The organism is Streptomyces sp. ISL-94 (assembly GCF_018614075.1).
In the GTDB taxonomy this organism is placed as follows: domain Bacteria; phylum Actinomycetota; class Actinomycetes; order Streptomycetales; family Streptomycetaceae; genus Streptomyces.
The window spans coordinates 94,244-114,022 of the sequence record NZ_JAGGOZ010000031.1 but is presented as its reverse complement, the minus strand read 5'-3'; the positions used below and the strand labels follow the sequence as shown (position 1 = coordinate 114,022).

Genomic DNA, 19,779 nt, shown 5'->3' with positions numbered 1-19,779 from the left:
TCAGCCGGGAGAGCACTTCAAGGCAACAATTACGGGAAGAAGAGTGTCGACAAGACATATCTTGCCGCGGCGGTCGGTACCGGGAACGTCACCATCGAGACCATGCAGCGTGTGGTCGGTGTGCGGAGCGACCCGGGCGGGGGGTACGTGCTGACCGTTCAGACCAGTGATGTCACGGGGAGGGTCACGCAGGTTCGGGAGCTCGGGTGCCGGCAGCTGTTCCTGGGCGCCGGGAGTCTGGGGACCACCGAGATCCTGCTGCGGGCCCGGGAGACCGGGACGCTGCCAGGGCTCAGCGACCGGGTGGGGTTGGGGTGGGGTCACAACGGCAACGTCATGACCGCCCGCGCCAATCACCTGTGGGACACCGTCGGAGCCAACCAGGCGACGATGCCCGCCATGGGTATCGACGACTGGGACAACGCCGCCCATCCGGTCTTCGCCGAGATCGCCCCGCTGCCCATGGGGCTGGAGCATTGGATCTCGATGTACCTGGCCATCACGAAGAATCCCGAGCGGGGGCATTTTGCCTACGATGCCGCCAGTGACTCGGCTCGGCTGAAATGGACCAGGGATCAGAACACCCCGTCCGTGGATGCGGCCAAGTGTCTTTTCGACCGCATCAACCGGAGGAACTTCACCGTTTACCGGCATGATCTGTTCGGCGACAACAAGGCCTTCGCCGACAACTTCACCTACCACCCGCTCGGCGGCTGCGTCCTCGGCCAGGCGACGGACGCGTACGGGCGGGCGAAGGGATATCAGGGGCTGTACGTCGTTGACGGCTCCCTGGTACCCGGTTCGCTCGGCGTGAATCCGTTCCTGACCATTACGGCTCTCGCCGAGCGGAACATGGCGCGGGTCCTCGCGGAGGATCTGCCCGGTCAGGCGCGGTAGAGCGCTTCGATCTCGTCCGCGAAGTCCTTCGCCACCACATTGCGCTTCAGCTTGAGCGACGGCGTGATGTGACCCGACTCCTCCGTGAACTGGGAGGGCAGAATGCGGAATTTCCGCACCGATTCCGCCTTGGAAACCGCCGCGTTGCCGTCGTCGACGGCCTTCTGGACGGCGGCCGTGAGCTCCGCGTCCTCGCGCAGTTCCGCCGCCGTCACACCGGCCGGCTTGCCGTTCTCCGCGGCCCAGCGGCCCAGGAACTCCTCGTCGATGGTGACCAGCGCGGCCACGAACGGCCGCCCGTCGCCCACCACCATGCATTCCGCCACCAGCGCGTGGGCGCGGATGCGGTCCTCGATGACCGCGGGCGCCACGTTCTTGCCGCCCGCGGTGACGATGAGTTCCTTCTTGCGCCCGGTGATCGCGAGGTAGCCGTCCTCGTCGAGGGTGCCGACGTCGCCGGTGTGGAACCAGCCGTCGGTCAGCGCCTCGGCGGTCGCCGTCTCGTTCTTCCAGTAGCCCTTGAAGATGTGCTCGCCGTGCAGCAGCACCTCGCCGTCGTCCGCGATGCGCACCACGGACCCCGGGAGCGGCTGGCCGACCGTACCGATCTTCGTCTTGTCCCACGGGTTGAAGGCCGTGGCCGCGCAGGACTCGGTCAGGCCGTAGCCCTCCAGCACGGTGAAGCCGATGCCGCGGAAGAAGTGCCCGAGGCGCTCGCCCAGCGGGGCGCCGCCCGAGATCGCGTACTCGCCGCGACCGCCGAGGACCGTGTGCAGCTTGCTGTAGACCAGCTTGGAGAACAGCTTGTGCTTGAGCTTCAGGCTCAAGGAAGGGCCGCCCGGGGCGTCCAGCGCGCGGCTGTACGCGATCGCCGTCTCGGCCGCCGCGTCGAAGATCTTGCCCTTGCCGTCGGCCTGCGCCTTGGCGCGCGCCGAGTTGTAGACCTTCTCGAAGACGCGCGGCACACCGAGGATCAGCGTCGGCTTGAAGGACGCCAGCTCGTCGGTCAGGTTCTTGATGTCCGGTACGCAGCCCAGGCGGATCGGCGCCAGTACGGACGCCACCTCCACCAGGCGGCCGAAGACGTGCGCGGCCGGCAGGAAGAGCAGCACGGAGCACTCGCCGGTGCGGAAGAGCGGGCTGAGGCGCTCCACCACGTTCCCGCACTCGGCGAAGAAGTTGCGGTGGGTCAGCACACAGCCCTTGGGGCGGCCGGTGGTGCCCGAGGTGTAGACGATGGTGGCCGGGTCGTCGGCGTTGGCGAGGCTGCTGCGCTCCTCGACCTCGGCGTCGGGGACGGCCGCGCCCGCGCTCTTCAGCGTGTCGAGGGCGCCCTGCTCGATCTCCCAGACCTCGCGCAGCTCCGGCAGCCGGTCGCGCAGCGAGGCCACGGCCGCGCTGTGTCCGGGGCTCTCGACGATCGCGGCGACGGCGCCGGAGTCGCCGAGGATCCACTGGATCTGCTCGGGGGAGCTGGTCTCGTACACGGGGACGGTGATGCCGCCCGCGCTCCAGATCGCGAAGTCGATCAGCACCCACTCGTAGCGGGTGCGGGAGAGGAGGGCGACCCGGTCGCCGGGGCGGATGCCGGCCGCGATGAGGCCCTTGGCCGCGGCCCGGACCTCGGCGAGGAACTCGGTCGCGGTCACGTCCTGCCACCGGCCGTCGACCTTGCGGCTCATGACGGCGGTGTCTGGATGCTGAGCGGCATTGCGGCGGATGAGATCCGTCAGGTTCCCGTCCGACGGGACCTCGTACAGGGCCGGAAGGCTGAACTCGCGCAAGACTGCTGCTCCTCTGGGCGCCATCGCCACCGTGTGGACCGACCGGACGTTACCCACCGGTAGTGGGTTCCCGATAGAGGGAACCGGCCAGATGTTCCCTGCGTCACATGACGCAGCCATACCGTGCCGACCCTAGTCGACCCCGTTCGCGACTCGGAAGTAACCGCAGGTCCAGCCGCTTTCACCACCCGCACTACCGGCCGGTGGCCAGGCGCCCCTAGGGTGACCGCATGGCTGGCAGCACACGGGTTCACGTCGTGAGCGACGTACACGGCAACACCGAGGCCCTCGCCAGGGCAGGGGACGGCGCCGACGCGCTGATCTGCCTCGGCGACCTGGTTCTCTTCCTCGACTACGCCGACCACTCGCGCGGGATCTTCCCCGACCTCTTCGGCGCCGAGAACGCCGACCGGATCGTGGAGCTCCGTACCGCGCGCCGCTTCGAGGAGGCCCGCGACTTCGGGCGGCGGCTGTGGGACGGGCTGGACCGGGAGCGGCTGATCGAGGGCGCGGTGCGCCGCCAGTACGCCGAGATGTTCGCCGCCTTCCCCAGCCCGACGTACGCCACCTACGGCAACGTCGACATCCCGGGCCTGTGGCCGGAGTACGCCGTCCGCCCCGGCATCACCGTGCTCGACGGGCAGCGGGTGGAGATCGGCGGCCGGGTCTTCGGCTTCGTGGGCGGCGGGCTGCCCACGCCGATGCGGACGCCCTACGAGGTGTCGGTGGAGGAGTACGCCGCCAAGGTGGAGGCCGTGGGGGAGGTGGACGTGCTGTGCTCGCACATCCCGCCGGAGGTGCCGGAGCTCTGCTACGACACGGTGGCGCGGCGGTTCGAGCGGGGCAGCGAGGCCCTGCTCGCCGCCATCCGGCGGACCCGCCCCCGGTACGCCCTCTTCGGGCACGTGCACCAGCCGCTGGCGCGGCGGATGCGGATCGGGAGCACGGAGTGCGTGAACGTCGGGCACTTCGCGGCGACCGGGAGGCCCTGGGCCCTGGAGTGGTGAGCTCCGCACGCACGGTAGCCTTCGAGCGGCGGCCCGAGGCCGCACATTTCCTCGAATACTCCCGGAGGATCGACCGCGATGGCGGAACACACCAGCTCAAGCATCACGATCGAGGCTTCGCCGGCCGACGTGATGGCCGTGATCGCCGACTTCGCCCGCTACCCGGAGTGGACCGGCGAGGTGAAGGAGGCCGAGGTGCTGGCCACCGACGCCGAGGGCCGCGCCTTGATGGTACGGCTGCTGCTCGACGCGGGCGCGATCAAGGACGACCACACCCTCGCGTACACCTGGAAGGGTGCGGACGAGGTCAGCTGGACCCTGGACAAGTCGCAGATGCTGCGACAGCTGGACGGCTCCTACCGGCTGGCCCCGGTGGACGGCGGCACGCGCACCGAGGTCACTTACTCGCTGACCGTGGATGTCAAGATCCCGATGCTCGGCATGATCAAGCGCAAGGCCGAGAAGGTGATCATCGACCGCGCCCTGGCGGGCCTGAAGAAGCGCGTGGAATCTTCCTGACCCCTGCCCCGTGTCCGGCCGCCGCTCCCGGGGCCCTGCCCCAGCCCCGTGTCCGGGCCGCTGCCGGGGCCCTGCCCCAGCCCCGTGTCCGGGCCGCTGCCGGGGCCCTGCCCCAGCCCTTGTCCAGGGGCCGCTGCCGGGGCCCTGCCCCAGCTCCTTGAAGTTACCCGGAGTAGACCCACCATGCCGCACACCCTGCTGATCACCGGCCCCGGCGGCTCCGGCCGGAGCACCGTCGCCGCCGCCACCGCCCTCGCGGCGGCCCGGCAGGGGAGGCGGGTGCTGCTGCTGTCTGGGGACGCCGGCGACCCCGTCGGCGCCCTCACCGGCGAGCCGGCCGGCGAGGTCGCGCCCGGGCTGCGGGCCGCCACCGCCGCCCACGGGCTGCGCGTGGCCCGCGTGGACTCCGGCGAGGAGTTCCGCGAGGAGCTCGTCGCCCTCCAGGAGCGCGGCTCCACGCTCCTCGGCATGGTCGGCGCCCGCCCGCTCGGCGCCGAGGAACTGACCGAGCTGCCCGGCGCCGAGCAGTTCGCGCTGCTGCGCGCCCTCCGCCGGGCCGCCGCCGCGCCCCGCACCGACCTCGTCGTCGTCGACATGCCCCCGCTCCACCAGGCCGTCGCCACCCTCGCCCTCCCCGCTCAGCTGCGCCGCTACCTCGCCCGGCTGCTCCCCGCCGAGCGGCAGGCCGCCCGCGCCCTGCGGCCCGTACTGGCCCAGCTGGCCGGGGTGCCGATGCCCGCGCAGTGGCTCTACGAGGCCGCCGCCCGCTGGGACGAGGAGCTCGCCGCCGTACAGGCCGTCGTCGAGGCCGACACCACCGACGTGCGACTGGTCGCCGAGCCGGGTCCGGCCGCCGCCGACGCGCTCCGGCTGGGGCGGCTCGGGCTCGCCCTCCAGCAGCTGCCCGTCTCCGCCGTCGTCGCCAACCGCACCCTGCCCCAGGGCTCCGCCGACCCCTGGCTGGCCGGGCTCGCCGCCGAGCAGGAGAAGTACGCCGCCCAGTGGGCCGGGGAGGTCCCGCTGATCCGGCTGCCCCACCTCGGCCGGTCCCCGCGGGGCCCGCAGGACCTGGAGCTGCTCGCCGACGCCGCCGACAGCGGTGGCGCCACCGCCGACGGCCTCGTCCCGCCGCACCCCGCACCCCGCCGGGCCTGGGCGGTCGAGGACCGGCTCGCCGAGGACGGGGTACTCGTCTGGGTGGTTCCGCTGCCCGGCGCGCACAAGCGCGAGCTCGACCTCATCCGCCGCGGCGACGAGCTGCTGCTCACCGCGGGCCCGTACCGCAGGATCGTTCCGCTCCCCGCCGCGCTGCGCCGCTGCACGGTGTCCGGCGCCGCCCTGGCCGAAGACGCGCTCCGCATCCGCTTCACCCCGGACCCGGGCCTTTGGCCGCGCACGCACTGATCCCCGTACCGCCGTTCGGGTACCGTCGAAGGTAGCCCGTACCGCACGCACAGCAGCCGCCGCAGGAGAGTCCGCCATGAGCGAGGCCACCGACCGCCCCACCGACGACGACGCCTGGGCCAAGGCCTGCGCCGAGGACCTCGCTGCCGAGAAGGAGCGCCTGCGCGGGCAGGGCGGAGGGACGCGGTCCGGGGACACCGGGACCGCCGCCGAAGAGCTGTTCAAGCTCTTCGAGGCCGTCGCCGACAAGGTCTCCGGGCTGAACCACCCGCTCTTCGGCGGCGCCGCCCAGGGAGCCGTGCGCCAGTTCGTCAACCAGGCGAAGACCGCCGCCAAGCCAGTCATCGAGCGCAACCCCGAGGTCTTCGACCACCTCGCGGCCGCCGGTTCCGAGCTGCTCGCCGCCTACCGTTCGGCCGTCGAGGGCCACGAGCGCCGCTGGACGCGGGACGAACCCCCGGCCCCCCGCAAGGAGCGCGGCCCCCGCGACGAAGGCCCTGGTGCGGGCCCGACGGAGCGGATCGATCTCGACTGAACCTCTGCCGCCCTCGGGTACCGTTGGCCGTGGCGGGGTTTGACCGGAAACCGAGGGACTAATGGGACTCACCATCGGCGTCGACATCGGCGGCACGAAGATCGCGGCCGGCGTGGTCGACGAAGAGGGCACCATCCTTGAGACGTACAAGGTGCCCACCCCGCCGACCGCGGACGGAGTCACGGAGGCCATCTGCGCCGCCGTCTCCGAAGTCAGCAGCAACCACACCATCGAGGCCGTCGGCATCGGCGCCGCCGGCTACGTGGACGACAAGCGCGCCACGGTGCTCTTCGCACCGAACATCAACTGGCGCCACGAGCCGCTGAAGGACAAGGTCGAGCAGCGCATCGGCCTCCCCGTCGTCGTCGAGAACGACGCGAACTGCGCGGCCTGGGGCGAGTACCGCTTCGGCGCCGGCCAGGGCCACGAGGACGTCATCTGCATCACGCTCGGCACCGGCCTGGGCGGCGGCATCATCATCGGCAACAAGCTGCGGCGCGGGCGCTTCGGCGTCGCCGCCGAGTTCGGGCACATCCGGGTCGTCCCGGACGGCCTGCTGTGCGGATGCGGGAGCCAGGGCTGCTGGGAGCAGTACGCCTCCGGGCGCGCGCTCGTCCGGTACGCGAAGCAGCGCGCCAACGCGACCCCCGAGAACGCGGCGATCCTGCTGTCCCTCGGCGACGGCACCCCCGAGGGCATCGAGGGCAAGCACATCAGCGCGGCCGCCCGCCAGGGCGACCTGGTGGCCGTCGACTCCTTCCGCGAGCTGGCCCGCTGGGCCGGCGCGGGCCTGGCCGACCTGGCCTCGCTCTTCGACCCGTCGGCCTTCATCGTCGGCGGCGGGGTCTCCGACGAGGGCGACCTCGTCCTCGACCCGATCCGCAAGTCCTTCAAGCGCTGGCTGATCGGCGGCGCCTGGCGTCCGCACGCGCAGGTCCTCGCCGCCCAGCTGGGCGGAAAGGCCGGGCTCGTGGGCGCGGCGGACCTGGCGCGCCAGGGCTGACACCTTCCCTTGACGCAACCGCCCGCCGCGCCCCCTGGGGGAGCGGCGGGCGGTTGCGTATCTTGCGGGCATGGACCAACAGCTGCTGCCTTCGCTGCCGACGTCTCGTACGGAGCCGGACGGTTCTGCCGTGATCCGGGTGCTCAGCTACAACATCCGCTCGCTGCGCGACGACGAGGAGGCGCTGGCCCGGGTCATCCGGGCGTGCGAGCCCGACCTGGTCTTCGTGCAGGAGGCGCCGCGGTTCTTCCGCTGGCGCAAGCACGCGGCGCGGCTGGCCGCGAAGACCGACCTCGTGGTGCTGGGCGGGGGCGCGACGGCGGCGGGGCCGCTGCTGCTGTGCTCGCTACGGGCCTTCGTGGAGCGGACGCAGGACGTACTGCTGCCGCGCACCCCCGGCCTGCACCGGCGCGGCTTCGCGACGGCCGTGGTCCGCTTCGGGGCGGCCCGGGTGGGGCTCATCAGCGCCCACCTGTCGCTGGACCCGGCGGAACGGCGGGCCCAGGCCGGTCTGCTCCTGGACCGGGTCGCGTCGCTGGGAGCCCCGCACGTGATCGCCGCCGGGGACCTGAACGAGGGCCCGGAGGGGCCCGCCTTCGGGAGGCTGGCGGCGGCTCTTCAGGACTGCCGGGCAGTGGCCCCGTGGGGCGGTGGCCCGACGTTCCCACCGGGGGCGCCGGACCGGCGGATCGACGCGGTGTTCGCGACGGGGGGTGTGGAGGTGCTCGCGTGCGGTGTCCCGGCGGGGCTGGCGGGGGTGGCTGCGGCGGACCTCCTGGCCGCCACGGACCACCTCCCGGTCCTGGCCGCCCTCCGCCTCCCGGCTGCGCCGTAGCCCGGCCGCGCCCCGCGCCTCAAACGCCGGCGCGGCTGACTATGCTGCCCGGTGCGATGTGGCCGTGAGCCAAGCCGCGGCCCGGGTTCCTGGGGCTCTGCCCCAGACCCCGCGCCTCAATCGCCGGCGAGGCTGAACTTGCCCTCCGGGCAACCCACCGCCACCGGCTTGCGGCCGTGAGCCAACCTGCGGTCCGGCTTCCTGGGGCTCTGCCCCAGACCCCGCGCCTCAATCGCCGGCGAGGCTGAGGTTGCTCCGGCTTGCGGCCGTGAGCCGGCTGCTGCCGGGCTTTCCGGGGCTCCGCTCTGCACCCTGCGCCCAAACGCCGGCGAGGCTGAAATTGCCCTCCGGGCAACGCGGCCTGTCGGGCGGTTGAGCTTGGCCGGACACAATTCAGCCTCGCCGGCGTTTGAGGCGCGGGGCGGAGCCCCGGTTTTTGAGCCGCGGCGCCCACTTGGCGGGACCAAACTCCAGCCTCGCCGGCGTTTGAGGCGCGGGGTGCGGGGCGGAGCCCCGGTCTTTGGGGCGCGCTCGCCTGCTTGGCCGGACCGCATTCCGGCCTCGCCGGGGTTTGGGGCGGGGTCCCAAGGGCGGGCGGGGCCCCTAAACCACCGCGCCCCGGCCGGGGTCGTCGTCCTCGTCGTCGCCGTGCTGCATGCGTGCGACCAGCGTCGCGAAGCCGCCCAGGAAGCCGCCGATGCCCAGCGTCGTCAGCCACCACGTCATGTCCCACTGCAGCAGCACCGCCACCAGCAGCAGGACCGGCCCCCCGACCACCGCCAGCCACGCGAACTTCGCCGTCGTGTCCGCCGGCGGCAGCTCCGGTTCCGGCGGGACGAAGTGGCCCTCCTCCGCCCGGTCGGCCGGGGTCAGGTCGTCGTCCTTCGGCTCCGAGAGGGAGTGGTCCCGTGGGCCCGGGCCCACACCGACGCCCGGGGCGAAGACCACCGAGCTGCCCAGCGGAGCCGGCGGCTCAGCCCCAGGCTCCGCCCCGGGCTCCGCCTCCGGCCCGGGCCCCACCGGCTTGACGTCCTCCTCCGGCAGCATCAGATTCTCGATCGGTCTGTACGGTCTGGCCCCCGGCGGGTCCGGCGGCTCCTGCCCGTACCCGGCGACGATCGCCGCCCACGCCGCTTCCTCGTCCAACGGCGGAACTCCGCCCGACTGCTCCTCGTGCTCAGCCACCAGCCTCCGCCCCCTCCCTGCCCACGCTCTCCGCCAGTCGGCCGACGAACGCAAAGCTGTCCGCGAAGATCCGCTCCGCGTCATGGTCCAACGTCGCGACGTGGTAGCTCTGTTCCAGCAGGGTCTCCGTGACGTCCGTCGACGAGATCCGGGCCAGGATCCGCGCCGAGTCGACCGGCGGGACGACATGGTCCTGCCGGCTGTGCAGCAGCAGCACCGGCTGCGTCACCTGCGGCAGATCGGCGTCCACCAGCCGGAAGAACCTCCGCAGCGAGTGGGCGGCCCGGGTCGGGACCCGGTCGTAGCCGACCTCCTCCGAGCCCGGCTTCGCGATGTCGCTGGCGATGCCCGGCGTGGACCGGACGAAGTGCTGGGCCACCGGGAGGGCGAAGGCCAGCGGGTCGTGGACCTTGTTGGCCGGGTTGACCAGCACGAGGCCGCTGATGGCGTCCCCGTGCTTGGCCGCCAGCCGCAGGCTGAGCGCGCCGCCCATCGACAGCCCGAAGACGAACACCTGCTCGCACCGGTCCAGCAGTTCCCGCAGTGCGCGGTCCACCTCGGCGTACCAGTCCTGCCAGCCCGTGAGCTGCATGTCCTGCCACCGCGTCCCGTGTCCGGGCAGCAGCGGCAGCGACACCGTGAGCCCGCGCTCGGCCAGATACTCGGCCCAGGGGCGCAGCGACTGCGGGGAACCGGTGAAGCCGTGGCAGAGAAGGACGCCGACATCTCCGCCCTCGTGGCGGAACGGCTCGGCTCCAGGGAGGACGGGCACCAGGGTCTCCTTGATCATGATGTACGTCGGGATGGGGGTGTTGCTCTGTGTGACTTCACCGTACGCGACCGGGATGACACCGACCAGGGCCGTAGGGCCGCTCCCATGGGAGCCAGGGGATATGGTCTGTTCGACAGACACAGGAAGGCTTTCGAGTTGATCTACGGCGCAATGAAGTTCTCCATCGGCGGGTCCCTGAAGCTCGCCTTCAGGCCCTGGGTGGAGGGCCTCGAGAACATTCCCGCCGAGGGGCCGGCGATCCTCGCGAGCAACCACCTGTCCTTCTCCGACTCGTTCTTCCTGCCCGCCGTGCTGGACCGGAAGGTCACCTTCATCGCGAAGGCGGAGTACTTCACCTCCCCCGGCGTCAAGGGCAAGCTGACGGCCGCCTTCTTCAAGGGCGTCGGCCAGCTCCCGGTGGACCGCTCCGGTGCGCGGGGTGCGGGCGAGGCCGCCATCAAGAGCGGCATCGAGGTCATCGAGCGCGGAGAGCTGTTCGGTATCTACCCCGAGGGGACGCGTTCACCCGACGGACGCCTCTACCGCGGCAAGCCCGGCGGCCTGGCCCGCGTGGCACTGGCCACGGGCGCCCCCGTGATCCCCGTGGCGATGATCGACACGGAGAAGATCCAGCCGCCCGGCAAGGTGGTCCCCAAGCTGATGCGCCCGGGCATCCGGATCGGCAAGCCGCTTGACTTCAGCCGCTACCACGGCATGGACGGCGACCGCTTCATCCTCCGCTCGGTGACCGACGAGGTCATGTACGAGATCATGAAGCTGTCCGGCCAGGAGTACGTCGACATCTACGCGACGGCGGCCAAGCGCCAGATCGCCGACGCCGAGAAGGCGGAGAAGGCCGAGAAGGCCGAGAAAGCCGAAAAGGCAGCCAAGGCGGACCAGGGCGAGTAGCGGGGCGGCGCCGCCCGCGCGGGGGGTGGGGGAGATGGCGAAACGCGAGCGCGTCGTACGCATGTCGGTCGAGCAGCCGCTGTGGCGGGCCCTGACGGGCTATCGGCTGCTGACCATGCTCTACGCGGTGGGGCTGTTCGCCTCCGCCTACAAGAAGTTCGACCGCCCGGGGATCGCGGCCGGCTACCTCGCCGTCCTCGCGCTCTGGACCCTCGCCACCCACCGCAAGGTGGCGAACGCCACCAGCTGCACCAAGCGCTTCCTCGGCGCCGACCTCACGGTCGCCCTCGCCGGGGTCCTGCTCACCCCGGTCGCCGACACCGCCGAGCGGATCGCCGGCGGCGGCCCCACCCTCCCCAGCATCTGGACCGCGGGCTCGGTGCTCGCCTTCGCCATCAAGGGCGGCTGGCGCTGGGCCGGCTTCGCCTCCACCTTCGTGGCCGCGGCCAACATCGTCATCCACGGCGGCGAGCCCACCCGGGACACCCTGCACAACGTCCTGCTGGTCTGGGTCGCCTCGATAGCGATCGGCTACGTCGTCGAGGTCGCCCGGGCCAGCGAAGCCACCCTCGCCCGCGCCCTGGAGATCGAGGCCGCCACCCGCGAGCGCGAGCGCCTCGCCCGCGACATCCACGACGGGGTCCTCCAGGTCCTCGCCATGGTCCAGCGGCGCGGCACCGACCTGGGCGGCGAGGCCGCCGAGCTCGGCCGGATGGCGGGGGAGCAGGAGGTGGCGTTGCGCACCCTGGTCTCCACCGGGCTGGTGAACCCCTCCCGGGTCTCCCGCGACGAATCGCGGGGTGCGCTGGTGCACTCGTACGAGGTGGAGGACGAGGGCGAAGGGGAGGGAGAGGGCGGCGGCGAGCTGGACCTGCGGACGCTCCTCGCGCCCCACGCCGGCTCCCGGGTGAGCTTCGCCGAGCCGGGCACCCCGGTGCCGCTGCCGGTGCCCGCCGCGAAGGAGCTGGCCGCGGCGGTCGGCGCCGCCCTCGACAACGTGCGCAGGCACGCCGGGGAGGGGGCCAGCGCCTGGATCCTGGTGGAGGACTGGGGCGACGAGGTGATCGTGACCGTCAGGGACGACGGCCCGGGCATCCCGGCGGGCCGGCTCGACCAGGCGGAGGGCGAGGGCCGGATGGGGGTGGCCCTGTCCATCCGCGGCCGGCTGCGTGATCTCGGCGGCACCGCCGAGCTGGTGTCCGTCCCCGGGCAGGGCACCGAAGTGGAACTGAAAGTACCCAGGGGGAGGACCCAGTGAGCACATACGAACCGCACGAGATCCGGGTGATGGTCGTCGACGACCACCCGATGTGGCGGGACGCGGTCGCCCGCGACCTGGCCGCCGCCGGCTTCGACGTGGTGGCCACCGCCGGCGACGGCCCCGAGGCGGTGCGCCGGGCCCGCGCCGTCACCCCCGACGTGCTGGTCCTCGACCTCAACCTGCCCGGGATGCCGGGCGTGCAGGTCTGCAAGGAGCTCGTCGGGGCCAACCCGGCGCTGCGCGTCCTGGTCCTGTCGGCGAGCGGCGAGCACGCGGACGTCCTGGAGGCGGTGAAGTCCGGCGCGACCGGCTACCTGTTGAAGTCCGCCGGCGCCCAGGAGCTGATCGACGCGGTCCGCCGCACGGCGGCCGGCGACCCCGTCTTCACCCCGGGCCTGGCCGGGCTGGTGCTCGGCGAGTACCGGCGCCTGGCCACCGATCCGGCGCCGACCGCCTCCGACGAGCCGAAGGCGCCGCAGCTGACCGACCGGGAGACCGAGGTGCTGCGGCTGGTGGCCAAGGGGCTCTCGTACAAGCAGATCGCGGAGCGGCTGGTCATCTCCCACCGCACGGTGCAGAACCACGTCCAGAACACGCTGGGCAAGCTCCAGCTGCACAACCGGGTGGAGCTCGTCCGTTATGCGATAGAGCGGGGCCTCGACGACGCGTAGGCGCGGTCGTACGTCGTACTTACGTCCTCGTACGAGTGAACGGGCGTACGCAACGCCTCGCGATTCCACCGGAATTGACCCCTTCAGGCCCCTTGCTGTGACCTGCGTCACCACTAGCGTGGCCGTCATGGCGAAGGGAGATGCAATGAAGGTCGGAGTGCTGACCGGCGGGGGCGACTGCCCCGGGCTCAACGCGGTCATCAGGGGGGTCGTCCGCAAGGGCGAGCAGGAGTACGGCTACGGGTTCATCGGGTTCAAGGACGGCTGGCGGGGCGTGGTCGAAGGCGCCACGGTCCCGCTGGGCATCCCGGCCGTCCGCGGGATCCTCCCCCGGGGCGGCACCATCCTCGGCTCCTCGCGCACCAACCCGTTCAAGACGGAGAACGGCGTGCGGGGCATCAAGGAGAACCTCGCCAAGTACGAGGTGGACGCGCTCATCGCGATCGGCGGCGAGGACACCCTCGGGGTCGCCGCCAGGCTGTACGGGGAATACGGCATTCCGTGCGTCGGCGTGCCGAAGACCATCGACAACGACCTGTCCGCGACGGACTACACCTTCGGTTTCGACACCGCGGTCGGCATCGCGACCGAGGCCATCGACCGGCTGCACACCACGGCCGAGTCGCACATGCGTGTCCTGGTCGTCGAGGTCATGGGCCGTCACGCGGGCTGGATCGCCCTGCACTCGGGCCTCGCGGGCGGCGCCAACGTCATCCTCATCCCGGAGCAGCGCTTCGACGTGGACCAGGTGTGCGCGTGGGTGACCTCGCGCTTCAAGGCGAGCTACGCGCCGATCGTGGTGGTCGCGGAGGGCGCGATGCCCAAGGACGGGGACCTGGTCCTGAAGGACGCCACCAAGGATTCGTTCGGGCACGTCCGGCTGTCGGGTGTGGGCGAATGGCTGGCCAAGGAGATCGAGGCGCGGACCGGGAAGGAGGCCCGTACGACCGTGCTCGGGCACATCCAGCGGGGCGGCACGCCGAGCGCCTTCGACCGGTGGCTGGCGACGCGGTTCGGGCTGCACGCGATCGACGCGGTGCGCGACGGGGACTTCGGCAAGATGGTCGCGCTCAAGGGGACGGACATCGTCAGGGTTCCGATCGCCGAGGCGACGGCGAAGCTGAAGACGGTGGACCCGGCGCTGTACAAGGAGGTCGGCGTCTTCTTCGGCTGAGCCGCCGGGCCCCCGGGCACGGGTGATCCGTGGGTCGTATCGTGACGAAACGACCCATGGATCGACGGATTCGACGGATTCGACGGAGCGGGAGCAAGCGTGGAGATCCTGGCATTCGGTGTGACCGCCGACGAGAAGCCGCTCCTGGAGCAGGCCTTCGCGGGACAGCACGAGGTCCGCTGCCTGGACGTCTTCATGACCGAGGACACCGCGCCCATCGCGGCCGGCTACGAGATCATCTCCTCCAGCGTGAACGCGGACCTGAACGGGCGGGTGCTGAGGGCCCTGGCGGCGGGCGGGACGAAGATGGTCGCCCAGCGGTCGACGGGCTTCAACAACATCGACCTGGACGTGGCCCGGGAGCTGGGTATGGCAGTCAGCCGGGTCTCGTACTACTCGCCGTACTCGGTGGCCGAGTTCGCCTGGGCCCTGGCGATGGCGGTCAACCGGCGGATCGTACGGGCCTCGAACCGGACCCGGGACTTCGACTTCCGCCTGAACGGGCTGATGGGCCGGGACCATCAGGGGCCGCACGGTGGGCGTCCTCGGCACCGGCAAGATCGGCGAGGCGTTCACCCGGATCGCGCACGGCTTCGGGATGAACCTGCTGGGGTGGGACGTGGTGCACAATCCGGCGTGCGTGGAACTCGGCATGACGTACGTGGACAAGGAGACGCTGTTCGCGTCCTCGGACCTGATCAGCCTGCACGTGCCGCTGCTGGAAGCCACGCACCACATCGTCGACTCGGCGGCGCTGAAGCTGATGCGGGACGACGCGATCCTCGTGAACTCCAGCCGGGGCGGGCTGGTCGACACGGACGCCCTGGTCACCGAGCTGCGGGCGGGCCGCTTCACGGGGGTGGGGCTGGACGTGTACGAGGCCGAGGCCGGGGTCTTCTTCCTCGACAAGTCCCTGGTGGCGGTGGAGGACGACACGCTGGCGCGGCTGGTCACCTTTCCGCATGTGGTGGTGACCTCGCACCAGGCGTATTACACGAGTGACGCGGTGGGTCAGATCATCGACGCGACGGTCGCCAACGTGGCGGACTACCTGGCGGGCCGCCGCTCCGGGAACACCCTGGTTCCCGCCCCTTCTTGGCCCGCCTGAACCGCTTGGGCGGCCCCCGTCCCAGCTCCGCGCCTCAAACGCCGGCGGGGCTGGATTACGCCGGCCACATCCAGCCTCGCCGGGGTTTGAGGCGCGGGGCTGGGCAGAGCCCGGGGAACGGTGGAAGGGCGGGTAGGGGACCGGCTCCGCGCAGCGGCTGCGGTTAGGCCGGGGTCGGGGTCGTGACGCGCGTCAGGAGGTCGCGGAGGAGGTCCGCGCCGCGGAGGGTGAGGACGGACTCCGGGTGGAACTGGACCCCCGCGAAGCCGGCGGCGGGGGATCGGAGGGCGTGGACCTCACCCGAGGACGGGTCCCGGGAGATTTCCACGCCGGACCCGGCCAGCCGCGCGGCCCTCGCGGAGTCGCAGTGCGCCGTGTACGTGTTGTAGAAGCCGACCACCTCCTGCGCCCCGAAGAGATCGATCCGCGTCTGCGCCCCCTGCGCCGGCTCCGCCTTGCGGATCAGCGGCAGCCCCAGCTCCGCCGCCAGCAGCTCATGGCCCAGGCAGACCCCGAGCAGCCCGTGCCGGTGCCCGGCCAGCAGATCGGCGGCCAGCCGGCGCAGCATCCGCATCTTCGGATCCGCCGCATCCGCCGGGTTCCCCGGGCCCGGGCCCAGGACCACCGGGCCCTCCCACGACAGTGCCGCCGCCCGCAGCCCCGGATCGTCGTAGCGGCGGACGGTCACCTCCAGCCCGGCCACCCGCAGCACGTGCGCCAGCATCGCCGTGAAGGTGTCCTCTGCGTCCACCACCAGGGCGTGGCCGGTCAGCGAGGAGGGCTGTTCCTGCATCCGGAGCCAGAAGGGCGCCAGGTCGTCCCGGCGGGCCGCCAGCGCCGCCCGCACCCGGGGGTCGTCCGCCAGCCCGGATCCGGCGAAGGCGGGCCGCCGCCGCGGTGCGGCCGGGCGGACGCCGAGCGCCGCCAGGACCCCCGCCGCCTTGGCGTGGGTCTCGGCCACCTCGCCCGCCGGGTCGGAGTGCCGCACCAGCGTGGCCCCGACGGACACACGCAGCACGCCGTCCGCCGCGATGTCGGCGGTGCGGATCAGGATGGGGGAGTCGAGGGTCTGGCCCCCGGCGGAGTCCAGGCCGAGGAGCGCCAGGGCGCCCGCGTAGTAGCCGCGGCCCCCGGCCTCGTACCGCTCGATCACCCGGCAGGCGTTCTGCACCGGGGATCCGGTGACCGTCGCCGCGAACATCGTCTCCCGCAGCACCTCCCGTACGTCCAGCGAGGAGCGTCCGCGCAGCTCGTACTCGGTGTGGGCGAGGTGCGCCATCTCCTTCAGCCGCGGCCCGACGACGACCCCGCCGCGGTCCCCGACCGTGCACATCATCTTCAGTTCCTCGTCGACGACCATCGACAGCTCCTCGGTCTCCTTGCGGTCGCCGAGGAAGGCGAGGAGGGACTCGGCCGTCGGGCCTGCGGCCGGATAGCGGTAGGTGCCGCTGATCGGGTTCATCACGACCGTCCCGCCGGACATCCGCACGTGCACCTCGGGGCTGGCTCCGACCAGCGTCCGCTCGCCGGTGTGGACCACGTACGTCCAGTACGCGCCCCGCTCGCCCTCCAGCAGCCGCCGGAACAGCGCGAGCGCGTCGGCCCGGCCGAAGCCCTCGATCCGGCCCTCGTAGGTGCGCCGGATGACGAAGTTGGCCCCCTCGCCCCGGCCGATCTCGTCCTCGATGACCCGCGCGACGGTGGCCGCGTAGTCCTCGTCGGGCACGTCGAAGCGGCCGCCCTCCACCCGGACCCCGTGCGCGGGCAGCCCGGCCAGGGCCTGCGCGAGCGGGATCTCGTACGCCTCCTCGGCGACCAGCACGCTCAGCGGCGTGCCGTCGTCGCGTACGTCGAATCCGCGCTCCCGGATCTGCCGGAAGGGGACGAGGGCGAGGGTGGGCAGCTCCCTGACGGGCAGGTCGGCGAGGCGTTGGGCCTCGTGGACGGGGCCGAGGAGCACCTCGACCGTGTCGTGGTCGCGGCCGGGGGTCCGCCGCCGCAGCAGGGCGAACGGCGGGCAGGAGTCGTCGAGCAGCCTGCTGAGTTCCATGGGCATGGGGCTGGCGTCCTTCCGGTGGGAGGAGCGGCCCCGGTTCCCGCAGAACGCGGAAGGCCGCCCCTCGGGGCGGCCTTCGCGTCGGTCGTGTCTAGTGGGTACGCGCGAGGAGTGGACCGCCGGGAGCGGGCCACCACCAGTTCTGGTTCGAGTGCGCGTACATGCGGGGCACCTTAGCCCAGACCTGCCCCCCGGCGCTGGATCCGTCTCACGGCGTGGGCTGAACCATGGATTCCGTTCCTCAGGGGGCCCAGAAGCCTTCGCGGAGCTTCGTCTCACGTTGTGGGCGCCTGGCTGGACAGGGCGCGTAACGCCGTAATGTGTACGAGGTGACCGTGAACGCTGAAACCCAAGCCCCCGCCGCCAAGGCGACCTGGCGAGACCGTCCCGCGGCGCAGCAGCCTTCGTACCCCGATGCCGAGGCCCTGCGCGCTGTCGTCGCGGACCTCGAGTCGTATCCTCCCCTCGTTTTCGCGGGTGAGTGCGACCAGCTGCGCGCCCGTCTGGGAGCCGTCGCCAAGGGCGAGGCGTTCCTGCTGCAGGGCGGCGACTGTGCCGAGGCCTTCGACGCCGTGTCCGCCGAGCACATCCGCGCCAAGCTGAAGACGCTGCTCCAGATGAGCGCCGTCCTGACGTACGCGGCCTCCGTGCCCGTCGTGAAGGTCGGCCGCATCGCGGGCCAGTACTCCAAGCCGCGCTCCAAGGACACCGAGACCCGCGACGGCGTCACCCTGCCGACCTACCGCGGTGACTCCGTCAACGGCTTCGCCTTCACCGAAGAGGCCCGGATCCCGGACCCCGAGCGGCTGAAGCGCATGTACCACGCGTCCGCGTCGACGCTGAACCTGGTGCGCGCCTTCACCACCGGTGGTTACGCCGACCTGCGCCAGGTGCACGCCTGGAACCAGGACTTCGTGAAGAACTCCCCGTCCGGGCAGCGCTACGAGCAGCTCGCGCGGGAGATCGACAACGCGCTGAACTTCATGAAGGCCTGTGGCACCGACCCGGCCGAGTTCAAGGCCGTCGAGTTCTACGCCTCCCACGAGGCGCTGCTGCTCGACTACGAGGGCGCGCTGACCCGCACCGACTCGCGGACCGGCAAGCTGTACGACACCTCCGGCCACATGGTCTGGATCGGTGAGCGCACCCGCCAGCTGGACCACGCGCACATCGAGTTCTGCTCGCAGATCGCCAACCCGATCGGCATCAAGCTGGGCCCGACCACCACGGTGGACGAGGCGCTGACCTACATCGACCGCCTGGACCCCGAGCGCGAGCCGGGCCGGCTGACCTTCGTCGTCCGCATGGGCGCCGACAAGGTCCGCGACAAGCTCCCCGAGCTGGTCGAGAAGGTCACCGCGTCCGGTGCGACCGTCACCTGGGTCACCGACCCCATGCACGGCAACACCTTCGAGGCGGCCTCCGGGCACAAGACGCGCCGTTTCGACGACGTGCTCGACGAGGTCAAGGGCTTCTTCGAGGTCCACAAGGGCCTGGGCACCCACCCGGGCGGCATCCACGTCGAGCTCACCGGTGACGACGTCACCGAGTGCGTGGGCGGCGGCGACGAGATCTTCGTCGACGACCTGCACCAGCGCTACGAGACGGCCTGCGACCCGCGGCTCAACCGCAGCCAGTCCCTGGACCTGGCGTTCCTGGTCGCCGAGATGTACCGGGACCAGTAGGGCCCAAGGTCTGATCAGCAAGTAGCTTCCTACGACGATGGGGCGCGGATCGATGTGATCCGCGCCCCATCGTCGTACCCGGGTCTTTTAGGGAACCCTTAGTTTCGGTACGGTTAGGTAAGCCTCACCGAATAGGGGATGGCTCGCCGAACCATTCCGCCCAGGGAGGTGAACCGCGTGTACGTCTGCTCTTGCTTCGGGATCACCGACACGCAGGTCAAGGACCACGCGGCCGCCGGTGCCTGCACCCCGCGCCAGATCGCCTCGGCGACGAAGGCCGGCACCGACTGCGGATCCTGCGTGCGCACCATCCAGGGCATCCTCGGCCGCGGGGCCTGCCCGCGCCGGGAGCTGCTGGAGAAGGGCAGCAATGCGGCGGCCGCCCTCGCCGCCGACCCGCAGCCGGCGCCGCTGCCGGTGCCCGCGCTCTCGTCCTCGCCGGTGCTGGCGGAAGCCGCCTGACCGCTGCTAGCTCGGCTGCTCGATCAGCTGCGCGATGTACAGCGCCTCGCCCAGGGACTCGATGAGCTCCAGCTGGGTGTCGAGGTAGTCGATGTGGTGCTCCTCGTCCTCCAGGATCTCCTCGAAGAGGCGGGCGGAGGTGGTGTCGCCCTTGCCGCGCATGACCTCGATACCGCGCTTGAGGCGGTCGATGGCCTCGACCTCGACCTGCCGGTCCGCCTGGAACATCTCGGTGATCGTCTGCCCGACGCGTACGTGGAAGAGGCGCTGGTAGTTCGGCAGACCGTCGAGCATCAGGATGCGCTCGGTGATCTTGTCCGCGTGTTTCATCTCGTCGATGGACTCTTCACGCGTGTACTTGGCGAGCTTGGTCCAGCCCTTGTTGTCCTGGATGCGGTAGTGCAGCCAGTACTGGTTGATGGCCGTCAGCTCGCCGGTCAGCTGCTCGTTCAGAAACTCAAGGACCTCGGGGTCGCCCTGCATCGCAGAGGCTCCTTCCAGGCATGGTCAGC

Annotated in this window: 18 protein-coding genes and 1 pseudogene; 14 read left to right on the top strand and 5 right to left on the bottom strand. The window is 71.6% G+C overall.

From position 1 onward, the window contains the following. Positions 1–897: GMC oxidoreductase (locus J7E94_RS12895; RefSeq protein WP_251056574.1), on the top strand; the 897-nt coding region annotated here is incomplete at its 5' end. Here J7E94_RS12895 and J7E94_RS12890 read toward each other — a convergent pair. Beyond that, on the bottom strand, positions 885–2,681 hold the full coding sequence (locus J7E94_RS12890; RefSeq protein ID WP_215015103.1) for a long-chain fatty acid--CoA ligase: 1,797 nt from the start codon (positions 2,679–2,681) through the stop codon (positions 885–887). The two genes, J7E94_RS12895 and J7E94_RS12890, sit on opposite strands and share 13 nt — an antisense overlap. Before the next feature lie 230 nt (positions 2,682–2,911). Between J7E94_RS12890 and J7E94_RS12885 the strand changes: the two genes are divergently transcribed. From J7E94_RS12885 to J7E94_RS12860, 6 genes are all read left to right on the top strand, one after another. Next, complete coding sequence (locus J7E94_RS12885; RefSeq protein WP_215015101.1) at positions 2,912–3,688, top strand: metallophosphoesterase; 777 nt, start codon at positions 2,912–2,914, stop codon at positions 3,686–3,688. Between the two features lie 78 nt (positions 3,689–3,766). After that, positions 3,767–4,207 (top strand): SRPBCC family protein, encoded by a 441-nt coding sequence (locus tag J7E94_RS12880; protein WP_215015099.1) that lies wholly within the window; start codon positions 3,767–3,769, stop codon positions 4,205–4,207. Positions 4,208–4,390: 183 nt separating this feature from the next. Continuing rightward, complete coding sequence (locus J7E94_RS12875) at positions 4,391–5,611, top strand: ArsA family ATPase (protein ID WP_215015097.1); 1,221 nt, start codon at positions 4,391–4,393, stop codon at positions 5,609–5,611. Between the two features lie 76 nt (positions 5,612–5,687). After that, on the top strand, positions 5,688–6,146 hold the full coding sequence (locus tag J7E94_RS12870) for a DUF5304 domain-containing protein (protein WP_215015095.1): 459 nt from the start codon (positions 5,688–5,690) through the stop codon (positions 6,144–6,146). Between the two features lie 61 nt (positions 6,147–6,207). Next, complete coding sequence (locus J7E94_RS12865; RefSeq protein ID WP_215015093.1) at positions 6,208–7,149, top strand: ROK family glucokinase; 942 nt, start codon at positions 6,208–6,210, stop codon at positions 7,147–7,149. Between the two features lie 70 nt (positions 7,150–7,219). Continuing rightward, positions 7,220–7,984, top strand: coding sequence for an endonuclease/exonuclease/phosphatase family protein (locus tag J7E94_RS12860; protein ID WP_215015091.1), 765 nt, complete (start codon positions 7,220–7,222; stop codon positions 7,982–7,984). Between the two features lie 603 nt (positions 7,985–8,587). Here the strand turns inward: J7E94_RS12860 and J7E94_RS12855 are convergent. Both J7E94_RS12855 and J7E94_RS12850 read right to left on the bottom strand, forming a co-directional pair. Next, positions 8,588–9,169, bottom strand: a complete 582-nt coding sequence (locus J7E94_RS12855) for a hypothetical protein (protein ID WP_215015089.1) — start codon at positions 9,167–9,169, stop codon at positions 8,588–8,590. Further along, positions 9,162–9,941: a carboxylesterase gene (locus J7E94_RS12850; RefSeq protein WP_215015087.1), complete on the bottom strand. Its 780-nt coding sequence runs from the start codon at positions 9,939–9,941 to the stop codon at positions 9,162–9,164. Before J7E94_RS12850 ends, J7E94_RS12855 begins: the two co-directional genes overlap by 8 nt. A 171-nt stretch (positions 9,942–10,112) precedes the next feature. Here J7E94_RS12850 and J7E94_RS12845 point away from each other — a divergent pair, with 171 nt between their 5' ends. From J7E94_RS12845 to J7E94_RS12825, 5 genes and pseudogenes are all read left to right on the top strand, one after another. Then, the gene (locus J7E94_RS12845) at positions 10,113–10,850 is read left to right on the top strand and encodes a 1-acyl-sn-glycerol-3-phosphate acyltransferase (RefSeq protein WP_215015123.1); all 738 of its coding nucleotides are present in this window, start codon (positions 10,113–10,115) and stop codon (positions 10,848–10,850) included. A gap of 34 nt (positions 10,851–10,884) precedes the next feature. Next, complete coding sequence (gene macS / locus J7E94_RS35375; protein WP_215015085.1) at positions 10,885–12,108, top strand: MacS family sensor histidine kinase; 1,224 nt, start codon at positions 10,885–10,887, stop codon at positions 12,106–12,108. Between the two features lie 29 nt (positions 12,109–12,137). Beyond that, positions 12,138–12,782 (top strand): response regulator transcription factor, encoded by a 645-nt coding sequence (locus tag J7E94_RS12835; protein ID WP_215015121.1) that lies wholly within the window; start codon positions 12,138–12,140, stop codon positions 12,780–12,782. Between the two features lie 145 nt (positions 12,783–12,927). Continuing rightward, positions 12,928–13,956, top strand: coding sequence for a 6-phosphofructokinase (locus J7E94_RS12830; RefSeq protein WP_215015119.1), 1,029 nt, complete (start codon positions 12,928–12,930; stop codon positions 13,954–13,956). Between the two features lie 99 nt (positions 13,957–14,055). After that, a pseudogene (locus J7E94_RS12825) lies at positions 14,056–15,064 on the top strand (2-hydroxyacid dehydrogenase). A 163-nt stretch (positions 15,065–15,227) separates the two neighbouring features. Here J7E94_RS12825 and J7E94_RS12820 read toward each other — a convergent pair. After that, positions 15,228–17,114 carry an anthranilate synthase family protein gene (locus tag J7E94_RS12820; protein WP_215015117.1) on the bottom strand — a complete coding sequence of 629 codons (1,887 nt, stop codon included), beginning with the start codon at positions 17,112–17,114 and terminating at the stop codon, positions 15,228–15,230. A 326-nt stretch (positions 17,115–17,440) separates the two neighbouring features. Between J7E94_RS12820 and J7E94_RS12815 the strand changes: the two genes are divergently transcribed. Next, positions 17,441–18,805 (top strand): class II 3-deoxy-7-phosphoheptulonate synthase, encoded by a 1,365-nt coding sequence (locus tag J7E94_RS12815; protein WP_374224431.1) that lies wholly within the window; start codon positions 17,441–17,443, stop codon positions 18,803–18,805. A gap of 177 nt (positions 18,806–18,982) precedes the next feature. Beyond that, a complete protein-coding gene (locus J7E94_RS12810; protein ID WP_215015081.1) occupies positions 18,983–19,267 on the top strand; it encodes a bacterioferritin-associated ferredoxin in 285 nt (94 codons plus the stop codon). A gap of 6 nt (positions 19,268–19,273) precedes the next feature. On the opposite strand, the gene bfr is transcribed toward J7E94_RS12810, so the two are convergent. Further along, on the bottom strand, positions 19,274–19,750 hold the full coding sequence (gene bfr / locus J7E94_RS12805; protein ID WP_215015079.1) for a bacterioferritin: 477 nt from the start codon (positions 19,748–19,750) through the stop codon (positions 19,274–19,276). Positions 19,751–19,779 lie beyond the last annotated feature (29 nt).